Genomic DNA, 18,038 nt, shown 5'->3' with positions numbered 1-18,038 from the left:
CTGACCGTCGAAGTGCGCGACAAGAGCCTGACCCGGCTCGGCCTGATCCGCCCCGAAGACCTCGATCTGGAATTCGAGGGGGTGCACAACAACGTCGGCACCTGGAAACTCGCCCTCGCCACCGAACATCCCCTCACCCACGCGCTGCGCCAGCCGGGCTCGGGGTTGATTGTCACCACACCGCGCGACGTGCTGTTTTCCGGACCGACGATCAAACCCGAAGCCTCCACCACCCCCGATGACCGCTGCGGTTCGGTGACGTTCGAAGGTGTCACCGACACCGTTGTGCTGGCCGACATGCTCGCCTGGCCCCAACCCAGCAACCCCAACGTCACCACCCAAGACACCGCCCAAGACACCCGTGTCGGGCCGGCCGAGACGCTGATGCACGCCTTCGTCAACGCCAACGCCGGACCCGGCGCACCCGAACCACGGCGCCATCCCCGACTTGTCATGGGCGCCAACCTCGGCCGCGGTCCCAGCTCGACCAAATCGGCGCGGTTCCCGGTGCTCGGCGAACTGCTGAGCGAACTCGCCGGCCCCGCCCGGCTCGGGTTCTGGGTCGTGCAGCGCGGGGACCGACTGGTGTTCGAGACGTCCGCGATGATCGACCGCACCGCCACGGTGCGCCTCGATGCCAGTAACGGCACCCTGGCCGGTCAACGCGTCGCGACCTCCGCGCCCGGAGTCACCAGGGTGATCGTGGCCGGGCAGGGCAAAGGCACCGACCGGCAGTTCCTGGCCGCCGACACAGCAGATTCGCGCGCCGCCGAAGCAGCCTGGGGGCGGCGGATCGAGCGGTTCGTCGACCAGCGCCAATCAGCTGACCCCAAGGAGCATCAGCAAGCCGCCGACGAGCTGCTGGCCGAGGAAGGCTTCACCGCCGTCACCGTGCAAGCCATTCCCCCGGAAGACTCCGGCAACGGTATGGGGTTTGGGACTGACTGGTTCCTCGGCGACCTGGTCACGGTAGTGATCGAGAACCAGGAGACGGTCGCCACCGTCACCGGAGTCATCGTGAAAGCCTCCAGCGACGGATTCCGTGTCGGTGCGGTCCTCGGTGACACCACCGGCTTCGACGCCTCAGCAGCCTTGGCACGGCGGGTTTCGGCCATCGAAGGCCGGGTGTCGAAACTGGAACGCAACACCGCCGCGCCGCCCGACGGCCCCGACGACACCGGCTGGATCGAGACCGGGCTCGTCGCGGCAGCGAACTGGGTCACCACCAATACCCGCTACCGCATCATCGACGGCCGCCTGGTCGAGATCCTTGGCCGCCTCACCTACGCCGGCCCCACCGTGACCCCGCCACCCAACGGCAACGTCACCGACATCCCCGTCATGACTGTCCCCCCGCTCATCAACCCCTCGCGTGGTGCACGCGTCGGCCACGGCCTCATCAACGGCGCCTCCGCGACGTTCGAGATCGCCAACAACCAGATCCGGCTGTCTGCGGTCGCAGGGCAGGCAGCCGTGCTGGGCAATGGCAACTCAGGCTCGTTTAGCTTCAGCTACCTCATCTGAGCCCGCAGTGAGACGTCGCCCGCTCTAAGATCCGACCTGGCGTGACCAGTCGCGAATATTTACACCGACTCGCTCAATATCCTCGATGCCCAGTTCACCGCTATGCATAATCACGTTTCGAGACTGCTCAACAGCCGAGAAGATAGCACTTGCCCATTCAGCGCGCGGTATGTGAGCCTCGAACAAGGGCAGGTTTTGCTGGATGATCGACGAAAGGTGACCCATTTCCGTATAGTCCAGCAAGTCGCCCCCTCGATTTCCGTGCCACTTAGTCTTTTGTTCTTCTTCATGGCGCCCCTCGGCCTTCTTTCGGATTCGCTCAGAAACACCCTGAACCCACCAGTCGTCACTGAATTCATCCACAAGGACTCGTCTAATGAAAGATCGCGCCAAACGTTCAAAAGCAGCTATCGCCACATAGACGAGGGCCATGCGATTAGCCTTTTCAACATCGACTGGATCAAGGAGTTCAAGAGAAAGCGCATTGGCAATCTCCTCATGGCCCTCTTCAACCGAGTACGCCGGCAGGGCGAGCCCTGTCGCTCCCACGGCCTGCACAGCCATGTCACCCCTGAAAACAAACGCGTAGACGTCGCTCATGAACTAACCGAGATGCTTTGTCAGGCTAGAGAAGAGCGCATCGTAGACAGCCGGATCGCGAGTCGCAGGCAAATGAACGTGGATGTCATAGGCTAGCCTAAGCGGGGGCTTTGAATGCACCTCTGGATTGCTCCCCACAGTTCTTTCAACCCGCTCCTTCACGACTTCATCAGGCGATGACTCACTCACAGCCTCGTCTCCACTTGCGGTGTCGGCATCGAAGTTTGCCAGGGCAGAGAAAGTTGCGAAAGTATTCGCCATCTTCCCCAGGACATCATCCTTATGCGCGCCTTGTGAGATAGTTTTCATCTTCGCACGCACGTCCGCTGAAGCCATCCGATTTGCATCGCGGTTGATTGCAAAGAGGTCCGAATAGGCTTCTCTCAATCCGCGAGCGAGGACGATCCCAGACTGGCTTGGATCCAGGAATTCGTGATAGGCGGACGTAGGCTGCCCGGCCTCCGTGAGCAACCCGAGAACCTTCAGCATCTTGATAATCAGCCGATCGGCGGCACTGGAGTACCCCAGATCCTGCAGAAACTTGACAGTAAATCGATCTGGCGCCTGCGCCTTTTTGATTGAATCCAGAATCGCGCCGACATTTTTGTATGAAGTCAGATATGAGCTAGGCAAAGCCACAGCATTCCCCTCCTACCCAATTCGCGTCCCCCCACTGGGCCCACGATGGTCGTGCCTGTCAGTGTGCACCCCAGCCGCCATGAACGGCAGCGCTCAGAAGCGAATAGACCTCAAGCAGTTACATAAGAACCGTTTTAATATCTGGAGCAGAAGCATTTGGCGGTGACCTCGTACCCGTTCGACAACCAAGACACCTCAGAGACCCAGTACAGCCACCTGTTCCGCGAACTCGCCGATACCGGCATCGCCGACACCCACGCCGGCACCGGCTTCAAAGTCGCCGCCGGGTCAGGCATGAGCATCACCATTCAGCCTGGTTTCGCGATCGTGCGCGGTCACGCGATCTCGTCGACCGCGGTCGAGACACTGTCCCTGCCCGCGCCAGCATCGAGTCCCCAAACTCACCTGATCGTGCTGAGGCTCAACCCGGCACTCAACGCGATCACCCTGGCTGTCGTTGCGGGAACACCGGGGACCGGGACACCGGCACTGACCCAAACCGATGCCGGGGTCTTCGAGTTCCCGCTCGCCAATGTGCCGGTCGCCGGTGGTGCGGTGAACGTCGACGGTGCCAGCATCGTCGACCGGCGCGAATTCCTCGGTGCCCGCGTAGGCGCCTGGACCACTGCCACCCGGCCCGCGAACCGGCGCAAGTACAAGATCGGGTTCAACGCGACCCTGGGCGGGTTCGAGTACTGGACCGGCACCGAGTGGCGCTATCTGGTTGAGCCGAACCTGCATGCCCGCGTTGCGGGGCTGGAGACCCAGCCGTATGCGATGAGGACCGGGCCGATGCGGGCCAACGCCATGCCGTCCTTCACCAGCGGCGCCTGGCACGACATCGACTGGCGCGAAGAACTCGGTGCCTCCGGCATTACCTTCCACGCGATCAGCGGCATCTTCACCATCTTGTCGACCGGCCGCTACCTCTACACCCTCACCATCACCTTCGATCACAACCGCAACGGTTCGCGCTACCTCCAGCTGCGCAACCACGCCAACGACGGCCTGTTCGCCTACGCCTCCATCCCCGCCAACCCCGGTGGATGGACCAGCCTCACCCTGACCGGCGAGCACCGGTTCACCGCCGGAACGAAACTCGTCGCCGCGCTCTACCAAGACTCCGGCGCCACCGTGCCGTTGGTCGAAGGTGGCGCCTACCAAAAGCTCGTTCTCCGCCGGATAGGAGCGTGACCCACACCATCCACCTCACCACCTGGCTCGCAGCCCTGAGCACCAGCGACCCGCAAACCCTTGTGTACACAGCGGTCACCGCCTTCGCCGGCGGCTCCTTTCTGGCCGGTGCAGTCGCCGCCTATTCGGCGAAGAAGAAGGCGCCGGCCGAGCGGGACTCCATCATCGTCACCGGCGCGCAAACCGCCGTCGTCGCCCTCGAAGCGGTTCTCGAAGCCGAGACCGCCCGCGCCAACCGTGCCGAGGCCGACCTTGAGCGGGAACGCGAGCGCCGTCTCGCGCTCGAAATCAAACTCGACGTTATCCAGGCCGCGCTCGACGAGGCCCGCAACGAGTTGCACGACTACATCACCGAACGCCCCGTCACCGCCTGAACCGCTCACAACGCCCGGCGCCCCTGGTGTCCGGGCGCTTCGCCATGCCCATCGACAGAACGGACCGCTCTTGCCTCTCAGCCAAAACGGCTACAGCGCCAACGACATCACCGCCACCTCCGTCCAGATCATCCCCGGAACCGTCCGCAAGATCCGCCTGCGCAAAGGCGACACCGGCTGGCTGCTTCGCCACTTCGCGGCCTGGTTCGACAAGCACATCGAAACCATCGACCACGACGGACAACTCGACGACTGGGGCTATGCCGAACGTCCCATTCGCGGCTCGAAGAAGACCCTCAGCAACCACGCCTCCGGCACCGCCATCGACCTCAACGCCCCCGAACACCCCCTCGGGGTCTGGAACACCTTCACGTCGGCACAAGAGACGAAAATCCGCCAGCAACTGAAGATCTACGAGGGCTGCATTCGCTGGGGCGGCGACTACAAGAACGGCCGCCCCGACGAAATGCACTTCGAGATCAACAAGCACGCCGCAGCCGTCACCAAGGTCGCTCGCAAACTGCGCGGCACCGGCGCCAATCCGAAACCGCCGGCACCGGGCAGCGACACCACGATCTCGCTGTGGTCAATGAACCACGCCCGCCAAGGCCTGGCGATGAACGGCACCACCCTTACCGATGTCCAGCAGTTCATGGCCTTCACCCGAGTCATCGAGCCCGCCACGAAAGATACCGAACAGGCCTGGCTGCGCGCCGTTCAAAGCGGCAACTGGGCCCGCGCCTCAGAGCTCTACGTCCACGCCGTGAAGGTCGTCCAAACCCACGCGCGCCTCACGCAAGACGGCATCTTCGGCCCGAAGACCGGCGCCTACCTGACCAAGCGAGGCGGGTGGACCATCACCTGAAACCCCCTCGAACCCACACACTGATCCGTTCTTCCTGAAAGGAACAAATCTCCAATGTTCAACGCCTCTACCCGCCGTGCGATCCGCACCGGCTTTGATGTTGCCCTAGGCACCCTTCTGGTGCTGACGGTAATTGTGCCGTCGCTGTCCGACTTCGGTGTGAGCTCAGATGACGAGGCGAAGGTGTTCGCTCTGGTCGTCGCGGCGACCGCGCTGGTGTCCAAGGTGCGCAACGCGCTGGAGGATCTGGGAGTGCTCCCGGCGGTACTGAAGGCCGACCCGAGCGGCGATGCCTGACAAGGAACGTAAAGTTTGGTTGCAGTAAGTGGCATCTCACTCGTTGAAACTTGACATGGCATGAGCGTGATCGGGAAAGTATCAGGTGACTGAACTTCCGGTCATGGATGGAAGGGAGGGCCCTCACACTCATGCCTGCCGATGCCCCGGCACTTCCTGGGGATTCCCCGGACAACCCCAGCGATGGCCAAGGCGACGACCGCGATGGCATCGAACTCCACCTGGGAAGCGAGCCGCCGGCAGACCGGCGGTCCCGGATTCAGAATCAGTCACAGGCTTTGCAATGGCTGCGCGACGGCAAATCGTTTGCCTGGATGAGCAGCGAACACGAGCGGCTCTATCACATCACCATTTCACATGGGACGTGGAGCAAACTCGCCCGCAAAAACGGCATCGTCCGGAATGTTAATAGCGATAGCTCGCTGATTCCTTGGAATGTGAAACCCGAGCATCGCGCGCATCACTACTACACGATGTTGCGTCTTGAGCGGCGCCGCAAAGCCGGGAAGCCTCTGAGCGAGAAGGACCAGACCGTCCTTCAGTACTACAAGAACGCCCGCCAGGCCGATGACCAGGTGATCGACTACGACCCCGACAGCGAACAGGGGTTTACCCATGTGCCGCGCCGGCCGGGAATCGACCGCGGGATGATCCGCGAACCCGGGCAGAACTAGTTATCACGTCAGCTATCTGACTCACCAGATCCGAGCCTGACCCTGCGAGTAGCACATTCACTTCGGCTGGCCAATACAGCCATTGGGATTTGCAGGAAGATGCAAATCGAGCATCCCGGAGTTTGCCGAACCGTTGATGTAGTGTTTAGCGCCTACCGGGGGGCCGCGTAGTTTTCGGAACGTCCACAAGGCCCCTCGTGAGAGCGCTTCACGAGGGGTCTTGTGCTGCTCGCGGAAGGTCGCCCCAGGCGTTGCACCGCCTGGGGCGACGGTGGGGGACAGAGGTCATCGGCATTGTCGGTGGCCGCCTTTAGTGTTCCTCACCTGGTGTTGCCGGCAGGTCGCGTGAAGCGATCGGCGGTCAGCTCTTCCACCGCTAACTGAATGGGTACACGACTGATCACGACGCGTAAACAAACGATCGAAGGAGGACCGGAAGCACGATGCCGACCGACGCGGAGCCCCCGCGTGTCTGGCCACCATCGCCGGCCGGCTCACGGGAGCTACCCATTCAGGACAAGGCGTTTCCCGCCACCATCACCTCCGGTGGCGTCACGCTCTACCTCGACGCCGAGGAAGACCTGTACTACCTCCAGGTCCCGCCCGGCGCCGAGCAAAAGGACATCGCCTCCCTGATGAGGCTGGCCTACAGCCAAGGGCTGGAACTCATCGACGACAGCGAAGACGACCTGTTCGACGGTCACCCCGTCGAGCAACTGATCCGCGAGGACGACTCTATTCGGCTCTACTTCTGGAAGGTGAGCGACTGAGCACACCCACGACCCATCCCGGCCTGCTTCGCCCCAGCGACACCAGCGCCCCCGCGACCGTCAACGCGGCGGTGCGCCGCACCAAAGACGGCCGCCCCTACATCTGGCGAGACTGCCCCAAGTGCAGCGCCAGCGGCACGCAGCCATCACAGAAGCGCCCCGGCCGCACCGTGCAATGCCCGGCCTGCCGTGGAGCCGGACGCACCGAGACCCCCTACAGCCGGGTCACCAGTTACATCGATGTCCTCGACGACAAGACCAAGCTCGCAGCCCGCGACAAACGCCTGGTGCTGCTCGGCGCCGCACAGCGCCCCGCCCTGCTCGCTGGCGCGGCCGATCGCGATCCCGACAACGCCGGTGACAAAGCCTGGCTTGATCGCCAAGCCGCCATCGCCTTCGCGACCGCGGGCGGCAACGCAAAAGCCGACCGCGGCACCTGGATGCACGGCCTGTCCGAGCGCGTCGACCAGAAACTCGAACTTCCCCCGGCCACCTCGTTCCACGACGTGCTCGACATGGACGCCTACCGCGCCACCACCCAGCCCGTCTACACAGCCGTGCTGCACTTGGAGCAGCTCATCGTGCTCGACGAACTCAAAGTCGCCGGCACGCCGGACCGAGTCATCACCTACTCCGGTCCCGGACCTGACGGCCAGCCGTTCACCGCGAACGTGATCGCCGATCTCAAGACCGGCTCGATCACCTGGACCGCGCTGAAGATCGCTATGCAGCTGGCCATCTACGCCCGTGGCCACCTCTACGACCCCGCGACCGGCCACCGGCAGCCCTTGCCCGACGTGAGCCACGACTGGGGCCTGGTTGTTCACCTGCCCGCCGGCAGCGCCATCTGCACCCTGCACTGGGCGAACCTCCAGCTCGGCTGGCAGGCCGTCCAGCTCGCCCGCCAGGTTCGGTCCATCCGCCGCCAAGGACTCGGCGCCCTCACCGCAGTCGTCACGAAATAGGAAACTATCAGTTGACGTTGCGGGTGTGCCCGCGTTAGGGTCTGACTCACCAGATCCCCACGAAACAAAGGATTCCAGCCACTGTGACCATCCCTCAGGCGCCCGTCGAGCTGACCTTGACCACTGGCGGCGCCGCCCATTCGACCCGCGTCCGGTTCACCGGCTCAGCCGAGTCGGTCCGCGCGGACCTGACGGCGTTCTTCAGACTCGAAGAAGTCTCAGCCAAGCGGGCGTCCCTGCATGAACTCGCCCACTCCGCGATCGGCACGCTCAGCGCCACCTCGGCCGCCGGCGCAGTGCTCGAAGCCAGCATCGAACCGGAGGACACCAGCGAAACCCGCAGCCACACCGCCGAGCCGGATAGGAAACTATCAGGCTATTCCGGTGGTGAGGCCCCCGAGGAATCGGCCTTGTCGCCGCTGCTGGCACAGATCGCTGCCGCGCATGATGTCGCCGAGCTGCGCCGGTTGTGGGCCGGCAATCAGGCTGCGTTCGCTGACGCGGAGCTGATGGCTGCCTGGAAAGCGCGCGGAAAAGCACTCACCACCGCGCAGCCCGAACCTCCGCCCTACTGATCGTTCACGGTCTTGTGTTCCCTACTGATCGGAGTATCACCTTTTGAACTGCCCTGCCCCGCTGTCGCGCCCGTCTGAGTTCAGCAACTCGCCGATTTTCGATCCGAAGAAGTACATGACCGAGTTGGCGTTGCTGGTCGAGCCGACCAGCGTTGAGCGTGACGTGCAGTCGGTCTACAAGAACCAGGTGCAGTACCGCGATGAGGTCACCGCGAACGTGACCTGCTTCGGTACCTCCGAAGCGTTGGAGACTCGGAGGCCGACCGCGGTTTACGAGAGCATCCGGATCGTGCACAAGATGCTCGCCTCCAGCCTCGACAACATCGTCGGTGGCGCCCTGGTCGGCGTCGTGCGCACGACCCAGACGAAGTCCGGCGAGGGTTATGTGTTCCGCGATCCCGACGACGAGACCTTCGGTCATGTCGCCGCTTATCACCAGGCCCGTGAAGCCGCCGCCGAACAGGCGATGGCCGACGCTCCGTCGTTCGACTGACGCGGCCCGCCGGTGATGACCGCGAAGCGGTCACTGACCCTGCATTCCCAAGCAGGCAAAGAGCTTCCGCGGATCGACGCGTTCGCTGACCTGTATCTCAAGGGCGTACGGCCTCGTCATGGTGACGTGATCATGATCGCTGGCCGGTCTGGAACGCAGAAGTCCGGCCTGGCGCTGTTCTGGACCGCGAACATGAATCTGCCCACGCTGTATTTCAGTGCGGACATGTCGCCGTTCACCGCCTCGACGCGTCTCGCGTCGCTGCTGGTGGGCGAGACGACCGGGCAAGTAGAGAAGGGTATGACCGGCCCTGGCCGGTCACGCTATCTCGACGCGCTCGCCGAATCGCAGATCAGTTTCGCGTTCGGCTCCCCGATCACCTGGACCCAGATTGACGAAGAGATCGATGCCTACGTTGAGCTGTGGAACGCCTATCCGCGGATTGTTGCCTTCGACAACCTCATGGATTTTCAGGGCGCACAGGCCGACTACCAAGAGCAGATGACAGTGATGCAAGGCATCACCGAACTCGCCCACTCCACCGGGATCACGCCGATCGTGATGCACCACGCATCCGACAAAGGCTGGGAAGCCAAAACGAACCCATGGAATCCCCCGTCCCGAGATCAGATCAAAGGCGGACTGTCGGAGAAGCCGTCCCTGTCGCTGTCGGTGGCGCTCGACCCCACCACGCTCGACTACCGCATCGCCTGCATCAAACAGCGCATGGGCCCCAGCGACCCGACCGCCAGCAGCTACGCCGTCTTGCGTGCCGAACCGGACAAGACCCGGTTCCACGCCCTGGGCACCCGGCTCCACCGAGCCAGCAGCGCCCGCTAACCGAAACGGAGATCCGTGAACAACCACAGCAACGAGCCCGCCAACCTCCTTGAGGCCGAGCGGGACTCGCGCCGGAACCTGAACCAGGCCAACCGGCGACGCGGTCGGCGCTGGGAGGCCGCGCTGCGCGATGGGCTGCGCTCCTACGGCTTTGATGCCGAGCGGCTGCGTGACACCGGCAACCGCGACGAGGGCGACTTGGTGGTGCGGATGTCGGGCAGTCATGTCGTCATCGAAGCCAAAGACACTGCCATGCGGGCCGGACCGTTCGTCGACGAAGCACACCTCGAAGCGAATCACTTCGCTGAGCACCGTGGCCTCGACGTCGACGACGTGGAAGGCATCGTCATCGTGAAGCGCCGGGGCCGCGGCTTCCGCAAGGCCTTCGTGCTCACTACCGTCGAGGACTACTTCCAGCTCCCCGAAGCACCGCTGCCCAAACCGGCCAGTGGTCCCGTACACCGCCTTGCCGGGGCCGGTGGCGCGGGGTGACCATGATGCAGCTCGATTCCGAGGTCTGCGGCGATATCGACTGCCTGATGTCCTATCTGGCCATCACCGAAGCGTTCATCGCTGACGGCGGCGACCCGGCAGACCTCGACGCCCTGGAGCACTACTTCACCGGCGACCCCTTTGACACCGACGACGAGCGCCTCACCGGCCTGTCGCGGCTGGCCGCACCCGATCCGCAGTGAGCACCGTCCGTCCGGACCTGGTCGCCGTCCTCGAGTACTACGGCGCCCAGGTCCGTCCGGGCCGCACCCGGCAAATGGTGTCGTGCCCACTCCACGCCGACCGCACCCCGTCGTGCTCCATCGACACCAGCAAGCAGCTATGGCACTGCCACTCCTGCGGATCGGGCGGCTCCAGCTTCGATCTCATCATGGCCAGGGAAGGACTCGACTTTGACCGAGCGAGAGCCTTTGCGGCCGCTCACCACATCACAACAACACCATCTGAACCAGGCCGTCGAGCGGTACCAGGCAGCGCTCACGCCCCAAGCACTCAGCTACCTGACCGAACAGCGCGGACTGACCGAGGAAACGATCCGTACCGCCCGCCTTGGCGTCGTCGCCACCCCTGACCCACTGCACGCCCGCTTCACCGGATGGCTCGCCATCCCCTACCTCGACCGCCACGGCCAGCCCCTCACCATCCGGTTCCGCTGCCTCGACGACCGCAAACACTCGTGCAAGAAGCTCGACCACGGCAAATACATGTCACTGCCCGAAGACCCAACCCGGCTCTACGGCATCGGCGCCATCCACACCGCCGGTGACGAAATCCACCTCACCGAAGGCGAAATCGACCGCCTCACGCTGACCCAGATCGGCCTGCCCGCCATCGGAGGCCCCGGCGCAGACTCCTGGACATCGCACCACCGCCGCATGCTCGCCGGCTTCTCCCGTATCTGGGTCTGGGCCGACCCCGACCCCGCCGGCGCCAGATTCCTGCGCACCGTCACCAAATTTCTGCACAACGCCGTCCCCGTCCCACTGCGCCACGACGTCAACGCCACCTACGTCGCCGCGGGCGCCGACGCCCTACTCGCACTCATCGCACCGGAGATCACGTGACCATCGCACCCGACACCACCGCACCCGGACCGGCCGAGCCCGAGGCAACGCCACGGCGGGGCCGAAAACCCTCGCCCTACACGGCCGCCTTCGACCTGGTCCGCGACGCGGTCAAGGCAGCCCACGACGACCACGGCCAACGCGATCACCCCCTGCACGGCGGACAGATTCCTGCCAAGGGCCGCACGCACTGGGCACACCAGGCCCAGCGGTGGAGCGACGCCAACGCCGCCCGCCACGATGCCGATCGCATGGGCTGGGACGGACTACTCGTGCACGACCTCTACACAGCCCTCGGTACCAGCGATCCCGCCGAACAGACCGCCGGCCTGGCCGAGCTGGCCGCGACCGCTATCCACGCCATCGCAGCCTTGGAGACCACGAACCGATGACCGCCACCCTCACCGTGCCCAGCGACACCGCCATCACCAAAGCATCAGCACAGCCCGACTGGACCTTCACCACAAACCCCGAAGCTCTGCGCGCCATCGAACACGCGGCCTACAGCATCGCCTTCAGCCCGAAATACCGCGACGCGATACAAGCCCAAGACCTCCACCAAGAAGCCTTGATCATGGTCGCCACCAACCCCGAACTCCACGGACCCATCGCCACCGGCCACATCGGAACCATGCACAGCAGACTCAAGCACGACCTCATCAACCACTGCGCCACCCCAGCACGGCGCCAAACCCTCACCGTCTCCTACGAACAACTCTGGGAAAGCTACAACGAATGACCTGCTCGAATCACCGACCGAGCCTGATGGTCCGCCGCCCCGACTACACCCGTCCCGTCATCGAATACCTCTTCGCAGCCCTGTTCGACCCCCACGCCGCCTACGGCAGCACCGCAGCACAGGCCCCACCACCCGACATGCCCCGCTCCACCCCGAACAAGGCCCGCAGCAACACCTACTACGCCCACCTCGCCGACGCACGCATCGCCTGGACCACCACGCCCCTCACCGACAAAGAACGCCGGGCGATCTTCCTCCGACACGTACTCGACTGGACCAACCACGACATCGCCCGCCACGAAGGCGTCACCCGCCAAACCATCGAGAAACGACTCTTCACCGGCATCGGCAAACTCGTTGCTACCCTCAACGGCGCCGTGTTCAGCGAGGCTCATTCTCACTAGCGGTTGTCAGGAGACTAGATACAAGTCTCGTGACATGTTCGCGGGCAGCCAGTTCCTTATGAGCTCCTGCCGATAGCGCGTCAGCGAGCCATCGCGGCCCCTTCGAAGTAGTGACGTCAGGCGCCAGGCGTTCAAGCTCTCCCTTCTCGACGCATTTGATTCCGATGGCTTCGAGTTCTAGGAGCAGCTTCTTGAGCTCCTGCCGCGACTGCCCTGTGAAGGCAGCAATACCGTGCTTCTTCACCTCATCCCACGGCGATTGCGTAGTTCGCATCAACGGAGCCAAGGAATCTCGAACTTCCTGAGTCCAGGGACTTCCTTGCTGACGTTCCAACTCGGCACTAATGAGCGCCAAGACCTGACCGCAGGTTGCACCGGTAGATCGTTTCTGCAGGTGTGCAGTCGACCGATCGTAGATAGGTTTTATATGACCCCAGTCGCCGCCCGCGGCTTCCACCAGGGCCTTCAGAAGAGAAGCGTCATTCAGGACGTCCAGATCAGGAGTGGCTACGACATCCACCCGAACCGCCCGGAGGGCAGACACCATTTTCGCCATCCCCGCCTTCCCGTTGGATGGAACAAAATGGACTTCATTAGCAGGTGCCACGAGTTCCACTTCGTCTTCCATATCATTTAGGGTAGCTGCGAAGAATTTGCAGTCAGGATCCGCCTCGGCGATTACTACGAGCCTGTGAAATACGCCATCAAGTACGTTGCTATACCGTAATACTGGATCCCGCCAGAGCTCCTTGAGCTCATCGGCGTGTAGCTGGAACGCCGTTGTTTCGTCGCCGCTGCGCTCTAGGCGAACGACCGAGACATCTACACCAGCATCGAGCAGGCCGGCTAGGAAGTTCTTGTCATGCGTCGCCACAATGACTTGCACCTGCTTGTCTTTCGCAACGTTAGCCAATATTCTCCCCGCTTCGAACGCCTGCGGAGGATGCAAGAACGCTTCCGGCTCATCGACGATGATTACGGGATAGGCTCCCACCATCACAGGAAGCAGCAGTCCCAGGAGACTCTTCATGCCATCGCCCTGATCAAAGAGATTGGGAAGCTTGCTTAGTTCAGCCGTGTATTCGGTGGAGACGGCATCGATTGGGGGCGGAGGCGATGAAACTGCGCCAACGCGGAGGCGTGTCTCCATACTAAGCCGATCAAGCACCAAGGGTTGCCGAAAGACTCTTTCGCTAAGCTCGCTGAACTCTCGCAACAGCTCAGCATCATCCTGGAGAAAGTGAAGCGGATGCGCCGGGTGCATTGAGATGTCTCTTCGTTGAGCAGTTCCCTGGACCATCCCAAGTCGACGGGCCGCATCAGAATAGTGAACAAGCCACGGCCACACTCCGCCAACTGTATTAGCGCCATAGTCGGCCCAATACATGCCAGCCGAGTCGACCGCAATTAGATTTCCATCTCCAACGTGCGTGAACCCGGTGCCCGAAGACTGACTCGAAACGAACCTTGAGTGCACACCGAGCCAAGCGGCCAGGTCCGCAGAAGTGCCGCGCTTACGCAGATCGATGCCCTTGACAACGGTCTTCGGAGCCGCAGGGATCCCGCTGGCATCACCAATGAATTCCAGCAACTGCATAAGCGTCGCCGATTTCCCAACATTATTTCCGCCAACTAGAGCGGTGACTCCATTACTAGTCGGGAACACATCTGTGGCACCGATCTTGATCCGTCCGACGCTGAATGAAAAATTCCCTGCGTCGCCTCCTAGGAGGTTGGGCGTAACGAAGGACTCCCACTTCAGGCGCTCGTCGGCAGACATGCCTTCATCATCCACCTACTGAACACCAATGCAAGTGCGTCAGCGAGCGCACGACTGGACCCCTGTGACCTCCTCACAGTTGCCCACAGATTGCGTGAAAGTCGACCAGCTCACGTGCGCCCCTCGGGGGCACGTCTGCACATGACCAAGACATGCGGCAACACTGGATGCGCTGCCGCAAGCAAGCCGACGCAAAAGCGAACCGACGAGCCGTGACACTAGTCGCGCAGATCTTCTGGCCATCGCACCCAGGTCACCGAGGTGGGCCGGTCACCAGTGACGAGTAGCTCTTTCACCGCTACCCGCACTGCCTCGATCGGCAGCTCGGAGTCGAGCGGGAAGTGCATCGGGTTGCCCATGTACTCATAGACCACCACATCGTTGGTTGCGGCACCGGACGCTGCATACCAGAAGCCGTCATCTCCATCGACGCTGCCCGAGTAGCGCAGGCTACCGACCTGGCGATCGGCATCCAGGCCGACACGTAGCTCGTGGTCGGGATGCCCGTGAGCAGTCAGTGATCGGCCCTCGTGGTACAGCGCAGCAATCGTGTACTCGAAGCTCTCGCCCAACACCGCGTCGATCAGCTCATCCACCTCGCGGTCGGTCGTGACGCGAACCGGTGAGTCGCCGTGGCCGTGCTTGTAGTACGCCTTGATTCCGTTGCTCACGGCAGATCCCCCTGGTCTGTAGTCGGTGCTTCCGGGTACGTCTTCCGGAAGTTATTAGGGCCAAAGACGGTCAGCCTGGCGCCTGGTGGAAGAAAGTATTTCAGGTTCTTGTCGCAGCTGACCGGACCTTCGCACGGCCAGTTGTTGATCACGATGAACTCGTCGGTCAGGTTCTCATCCCGCATCCGCATGGCGAACTTCACCTCGACATGGGAACTGAGGATGAACGCCTCACGAGGGATCGGACTATCCGCGGCATTCACCAGCTCTTCAGCAGGACCGCTGAACCGATCCACGCCACTGCTCAAGTCATGCTCGTTGCCAAGGTCATCGATCCAAATGCCAAGAGTTTTCGACCCCTTGGTCCTCTTCGGAAGGCGCTCAATGATCTCCCGAGTGATGCCACCCCCCAGGTCACGGCCTCGCTCCCTCTCGGCACCCGAACCGCTCACCTCCCCCGGATTCAGCTCGCTGCGCTGCGAGCCAGCACCATCGCCGCTACCCACCGTTGCGGGCCGAGGGCCAGGCTTGCCCTTGTCGGGTCGGCCTTTAGCATCCTCACGGCCAACTGAGCTTCCAGCATTGGCGTCCCGAGCACCGCTCGGTGTCTGCGGGTCTTGCCGCCCAGCGCCACCACCAACCGCCGCTTCGGCCCAAGTCCGCCCGATCCCAGCCGCCCGGGCCGACAGCTGCGCAGCCTGGCCGCAGTCATTCGCGGCCTGCTGAAGATACTCAGCCGCAGCAGCAGCCTCAGGCAACATCACCGCAAGCTCGGCGACCTCTGCCGCCAACTGCTGGCACTCTGCTGCTGCAGCACCGAGTTCGCCGGCCATACGCGGGTTCGCGTCGAGGTAGTCGATGAGTCCCTGGGCGATCCGCTCAAGGTCCGAAGGCATAGCAAGAATTCTAGTCGGGTCAGCCCATTTGCGGCTGCACTGTTGCCCGCCTCATCTGAAGCCGCATCACATATTCGCCGTCAAGCGGCCGGGGCGGCACTTGGAGTTCCACCTGCAAACCGTCATCGGCAGGCCAACACGCCACGGAGCCTTCAGCAGCCTCACTGACGCCACGCAGTCTTCCCACGGCTCGATCTCATCAACCAAGTAACAAGCTAACTGAATACGCTGTGGCGACTACCGCTCGTCGGGCAGTATGGGAGGCATGGATCTCGTGGAGAAACTTCCGTTGCCTTTCACTCCACCTTTCGCAGTGGTGGCTCCAACGCGTCCGTTCGATAAGGCCTGGATCGAGCTGTGGCAGCAAGTTGGGGGAATCGGGAGCGGTAGTCCGCTGCGTGAGGTCATAGTCGCCGCTGGAGATATCGAGTCGGCTGACGGTCCGGCGCTGAGTCTCAGCACTCTGCCGAAGCTGGGCGACCACCGGCCCACGGAGGCTGAACCGTATAGCCACGGTCCGGCCGGCAGCTTGCCCGACGCAGTGATGTCGGCGGTGCTGGCTGCGGTCAACCTCAGCCCTGGGATTGATGATGAGGAGCGCAATGGTGCGCTGTCTGGCGTGGCGGGCTTCGTCGATGACTTATCGAACTCTGGCTGGGACCCGGTGAAGCTCCGCCTCGACGGCCTCGACACAGTCTTTCAGGCACGGTCTCTGCTAGATGTATGGATCGCGGTTGCAGACTTGCCCTCGACCACGGTCGCCCTGGCGGGGCGCAATGTCAGATTGGCCGACATCGAGCTAGTCAGCGTCCGCCGTTAACGCACACGGTGCGCTCGCGAGCAAGCGAGCGCACCGTGGCAATGGGCCTATACCGTGATTGTCACGTAGAAAACCTTCTGGCAGTAGGTCACCCGATTATCGGCATCCGTCAGCGCAACGTAGACGGTGCCTTTCTTGTCAATGGGCCCGAGGTGGAGCTCGATTGTGAAGTTCGAACCCGAGTAGCTTGACGCATTGTGCTTCTCGACGTGATTGCCACTTCTATCGTCCCAACCGACCACCGCGAGTCCATATCCGGTGAACCACCGCCTTAGGTCCACCCCGACGATTCGCAGTTCGACGTGGGTGCTGTCGAGACGATATTGGTTAGTGATCCGGAAGGAATCGCCACACTGTGGTGGCGGCGGAAAAATCCCTACTGCCGACAGCTCTTGCGCCGCGGGAGACACCCGAGCGACCGCCGTGGTGGAACCAATTGACAACGCGAACATAAGGGCGAGCAGCAGACCTGCTGCCCTGCGGATGGCCGAAGGTGCGAGAGTTCGCATAACTTCCTCCCCAGTTGGTGTAGCGAACCGAAGCGCACATCGTTGCAGTGAGTAGGGCTGTCGTCACGATGTGCGCGCAAAGCTTGCAGGTTCCTGCAGCCAATGGCGCCGAGCGGTAGGAACCAGTCAAGAGGTAGCAGGGCGACCTCCAGCCATGGGTGGCCTGCTAACGGAATGTCATGTCCCGACCAGGTTGGGATCGCCGGAGGAGCGGCAGTCTCGTTGACCAGGTGGCCCCCTCCCGGAACGGTAGGGAGCCATGCGTGATGATGATGCAGAATCGGAGGTGGCACAGCGGATGTTTCGTCGTAAGAACCTTCTGCAAGACACTGCGCTGGCGTGCGTCGAGCGAGGTATTCCTGTCCAGGCAGGCACGGCCGACGGTCTACCGGCTGCTTCAGGCTGGCTCACTGACGTAGCCGAGGTGCGAGCGACCTGGTCGGTTGCCGACCCGCCGAACATCTTGGCGTGTTCGTCTGATTCAGTCGCAATTTGGCGGTTGCCTCGTGTGGCTGGCGCATACGGGAAGCGGCTGTACGAGCAGCAGCGGCCCGACGTATGGCCACCGACGATGAAGTTGCCAGACGGTGACTGGATCACGTGCACCCTTCCGCCGGAAGACGATCTAGGGCCACTCGCGACGGGAGTCAAGTACTTGTCTCCGGGCACGCCCGTGTTGATCCCGCCATCGCGGAACGCCGCAGGCAGAAGGCTGCGCTGGGACGGTTCAGACTTTCCTGTCCATCCACTGCCGAGCGCCGAGGCGGTGCTGTCGATGGTGCTGCTCGCCGAGCACGAGCACCGCGAGCTGCACGGTGGCATTTGAGCCGCA

25 protein-coding genes and 1 pseudogene are annotated in these 18,038 nt (G+C 62.9%); 20 read left to right on the top strand and 6 right to left on the bottom strand.

What is annotated here, in order from left to right; genetic code table 11:
- The first annotated feature begins 12 nt into the window (after positions 1-12).
- Complete coding sequence (locus ACFFGN_RS01985; protein WP_380043487.1) at positions 13-1,524, top strand: siphovirus ReqiPepy6 Gp37-like family protein; 1,512 nt, start codon at positions 13-15, stop codon at positions 1,522-1,524.
- A 24-nt stretch (positions 1,525-1,548) separates the two neighbouring features.
- Here the strand turns inward: ACFFGN_RS01985 and ACFFGN_RS01980 are convergent, their stop codons facing one another.
- Together ACFFGN_RS01980 and ACFFGN_RS01975 are read right to left on the bottom strand one after the other, a co-directional pair.
- Positions 1,549-2,124, bottom strand: a complete 576-nt coding sequence (locus ACFFGN_RS01980) for a Swt1 family HEPN domain-containing protein (protein ID WP_380043486.1) — start codon at positions 2,122-2,124, stop codon at positions 1,549-1,551.
- Positions 2,125-2,127: 3 nt separating this feature from the next.
- Positions 2,128-2,763, bottom strand: a complete 636-nt coding sequence (locus tag ACFFGN_RS01975; RefSeq protein ID WP_380043485.1) for a DUF5343 domain-containing protein — start codon at positions 2,761-2,763, stop codon at positions 2,128-2,130.
- Positions 2,764-2,925: 162 nt separating this feature from the next.
- On the opposite strand from ACFFGN_RS01975, the gene ACFFGN_RS01970 reads away from it, so the two are divergent.
- The 17 genes and pseudogenes from ACFFGN_RS01970 to ACFFGN_RS01890 all read left to right on the top strand — a co-directional run bounded on the left by ACFFGN_RS01970 (position 2,926) and on the right by ACFFGN_RS01890 (position 12,530).
- Complete coding sequence (locus ACFFGN_RS01970; protein WP_380043484.1) at positions 2,926-3,957, top strand: hypothetical protein; 1,032 nt, start codon at positions 2,926-2,928, stop codon at positions 3,955-3,957.
- Positions 3,954-4,331, top strand: a complete 378-nt coding sequence (locus tag ACFFGN_RS01965) for a hypothetical protein (protein ID WP_380043483.1) — start codon at positions 3,954-3,956, stop codon at positions 4,329-4,331. The genes ACFFGN_RS01970 and ACFFGN_RS01965 overlap by 4 nt, the downstream gene beginning before the upstream one ends.
- Before the next feature lie 70 nt (positions 4,332-4,401).
- On the top strand, positions 4,402-5,196 hold the full coding sequence (locus ACFFGN_RS01960; protein ID WP_380043482.1) for a M15 family metallopeptidase: 795 nt from the start codon (positions 4,402-4,404) through the stop codon (positions 5,194-5,196).
- A gap of 54 nt (positions 5,197-5,250) precedes the next feature.
- On the top strand, positions 5,251-5,493 hold the full coding sequence (locus ACFFGN_RS01955; protein WP_380043481.1) for a hypothetical protein: 243 nt from the start codon (positions 5,251-5,253) through the stop codon (positions 5,491-5,493).
- 131 nt (positions 5,494-5,624) lie between these two features.
- A complete protein-coding gene (locus tag ACFFGN_RS01950) occupies positions 5,625-6,167 on the top strand; it encodes a hypothetical protein (protein WP_380043480.1) in 543 nt (180 codons plus the stop codon).
- Between the two features lie 443 nt (positions 6,168-6,610).
- Positions 6,611-6,937, top strand: coding sequence for a hypothetical protein (locus ACFFGN_RS01945; RefSeq protein WP_380043479.1), 327 nt, complete (start codon positions 6,611-6,613; stop codon positions 6,935-6,937).
- A 71-nt stretch (positions 6,938-7,008) separates the two neighbouring features.
- On the top strand, positions 7,009-7,902 hold the full coding sequence (locus tag ACFFGN_RS01940) for a DnaJ-like cysteine-rich domain-containing protein (protein ID WP_380043478.1): 894 nt from the start codon (positions 7,009-7,011) through the stop codon (positions 7,900-7,902).
- A gap of 83 nt (positions 7,903-7,985) precedes the next feature.
- Positions 7,986-8,477, top strand: a complete 492-nt coding sequence (locus tag ACFFGN_RS01935) for a hypothetical protein (protein ID WP_380043477.1) — start codon at positions 7,986-7,988, stop codon at positions 8,475-8,477.
- A 115-nt stretch (positions 8,478-8,592) separates the two neighbouring features.
- Positions 8,593-8,970, top strand: a complete 378-nt coding sequence (locus ACFFGN_RS01930; protein ID WP_380043476.1) for a hypothetical protein — start codon at positions 8,593-8,595, stop codon at positions 8,968-8,970.
- A 15-nt stretch (positions 8,971-8,985) separates the two neighbouring features.
- Positions 8,986-9,810 carry an AAA family ATPase gene (locus ACFFGN_RS01925; protein WP_380043475.1) on the top strand — a complete coding sequence of 275 codons (825 nt, stop codon included), beginning with the start codon at positions 8,986-8,988 and terminating at the stop codon, positions 9,808-9,810.
- Positions 9,811-9,825: 15 nt separating this feature from the next.
- On the top strand, positions 9,826-10,302 hold the full coding sequence (locus ACFFGN_RS01920) for a hypothetical protein (RefSeq protein WP_380043474.1): 477 nt from the start codon (positions 9,826-9,828) through the stop codon (positions 10,300-10,302).
- A 2-nt stretch (positions 10,303-10,304) separates the two neighbouring features.
- Complete coding sequence (locus ACFFGN_RS01915) at positions 10,305-10,505, top strand: hypothetical protein (protein ID WP_380043473.1); 201 nt, start codon at positions 10,305-10,307, stop codon at positions 10,503-10,505.
- A pseudogene (locus tag ACFFGN_RS01910) lies at positions 10,502-10,690 on the top strand (CHC2 zinc finger domain-containing protein); the annotation flags it as partial. The gene ACFFGN_RS01915 and the pseudogene ACFFGN_RS01910, both read left to right, overlap by 4 nt.
- A 25-nt stretch (positions 10,691-10,715) precedes the next feature.
- A complete protein-coding gene (locus ACFFGN_RS01905; protein WP_380043472.1) occupies positions 10,716-11,387 on the top strand; it encodes a hypothetical protein in 672 nt (223 codons plus the stop codon).
- A complete protein-coding gene (locus ACFFGN_RS01900; RefSeq protein ID WP_380043471.1) occupies positions 11,384-11,779 on the top strand; it encodes a hypothetical protein in 396 nt (131 codons plus the stop codon). Before ACFFGN_RS01905 ends, ACFFGN_RS01900 begins: the two co-directional genes overlap by 4 nt.
- Positions 11,776-12,126 carry a hypothetical protein gene (locus ACFFGN_RS01895; protein WP_380043470.1) on the top strand — a complete coding sequence of 117 codons (351 nt, stop codon included), beginning with the start codon at positions 11,776-11,778 and terminating at the stop codon, positions 12,124-12,126. Before ACFFGN_RS01900 ends, ACFFGN_RS01895 begins: the two co-directional genes overlap by 4 nt.
- Positions 12,123-12,530: a sigma factor-like helix-turn-helix DNA-binding protein gene (locus ACFFGN_RS01890; protein WP_380043469.1), complete on the top strand. Its 408-nt coding sequence runs from the start codon at positions 12,123-12,125 to the stop codon at positions 12,528-12,530. The genes ACFFGN_RS01895 and ACFFGN_RS01890 overlap by 4 nt, the downstream gene beginning before the upstream one ends.
- On the opposite strand, the gene ACFFGN_RS01885 is transcribed toward ACFFGN_RS01890, so the two are convergent.
- The 3 genes from ACFFGN_RS01885 to ACFFGN_RS01875 form a co-directional block, all read right to left on the bottom strand.
- Positions 12,508-14,310: an AAA family ATPase gene (locus ACFFGN_RS01885; protein ID WP_380043468.1), complete on the bottom strand. Its 1,803-nt coding sequence runs from the start codon at positions 14,308-14,310 to the stop codon at positions 12,508-12,510. The genes ACFFGN_RS01890 and ACFFGN_RS01885 overlap by 23 nt on opposite strands.
- 218 nt (positions 14,311-14,528) lie before the next feature.
- Positions 14,529-14,981 carry an Imm1 family immunity protein gene (locus tag ACFFGN_RS01880; RefSeq protein WP_380043467.1) on the bottom strand — a complete coding sequence of 151 codons (453 nt, stop codon included), beginning with the start codon at positions 14,979-14,981 and terminating at the stop codon, positions 14,529-14,531.
- Positions 14,978-15,877, bottom strand: coding sequence for a DddA-like double-stranded DNA deaminase toxin (locus ACFFGN_RS01875; protein ID WP_380043466.1), 900 nt, complete (start codon positions 15,875-15,877; stop codon positions 14,978-14,980). The genes ACFFGN_RS01880 and ACFFGN_RS01875 overlap by 4 nt, the downstream gene beginning before the upstream one ends.
- Positions 15,878-16,142: 265 nt before the next feature.
- On the opposite strand from ACFFGN_RS01875, the gene ACFFGN_RS01870 reads away from it, so the two are divergent.
- Positions 16,143-16,697, top strand: a complete 555-nt coding sequence (locus tag ACFFGN_RS01870; RefSeq protein WP_380043465.1) for a hypothetical protein — start codon at positions 16,143-16,145, stop codon at positions 16,695-16,697.
- A gap of 47 nt (positions 16,698-16,744) precedes the next feature.
- On the opposite strand, the gene ACFFGN_RS01865 is transcribed toward ACFFGN_RS01870, so the two are convergent.
- A complete protein-coding gene (locus ACFFGN_RS01865) occupies positions 16,745-17,206 on the bottom strand; it encodes a hypothetical protein (RefSeq protein WP_380043464.1) in 462 nt (153 codons plus the stop codon).
- A 259-nt stretch (positions 17,207-17,465) separates the two neighbouring features.
- On the opposite strand from ACFFGN_RS01865, the gene ACFFGN_RS01860 reads away from it, so the two are divergent.
- Positions 17,466-18,032 (top strand): bifunctional DNA primase/polymerase, encoded by a 567-nt coding sequence (locus tag ACFFGN_RS01860; protein WP_380043463.1) that lies wholly within the window; start codon positions 17,466-17,468, stop codon positions 18,030-18,032.
- Positions 18,033-18,038 lie beyond the last annotated feature (6 nt).

Source organism: Kribbella deserti (assembly GCF_042434725.1).
Lineage (GTDB): Bacteria > Actinomycetota > Actinomycetes > Propionibacteriales > Kribbellaceae > Kribbella > Kribbella deserti.
The sequence above is the reverse complement of the archived record's forward strand: the minus strand, read 5'-3'. Positions and strand labels throughout refer to the sequence as shown.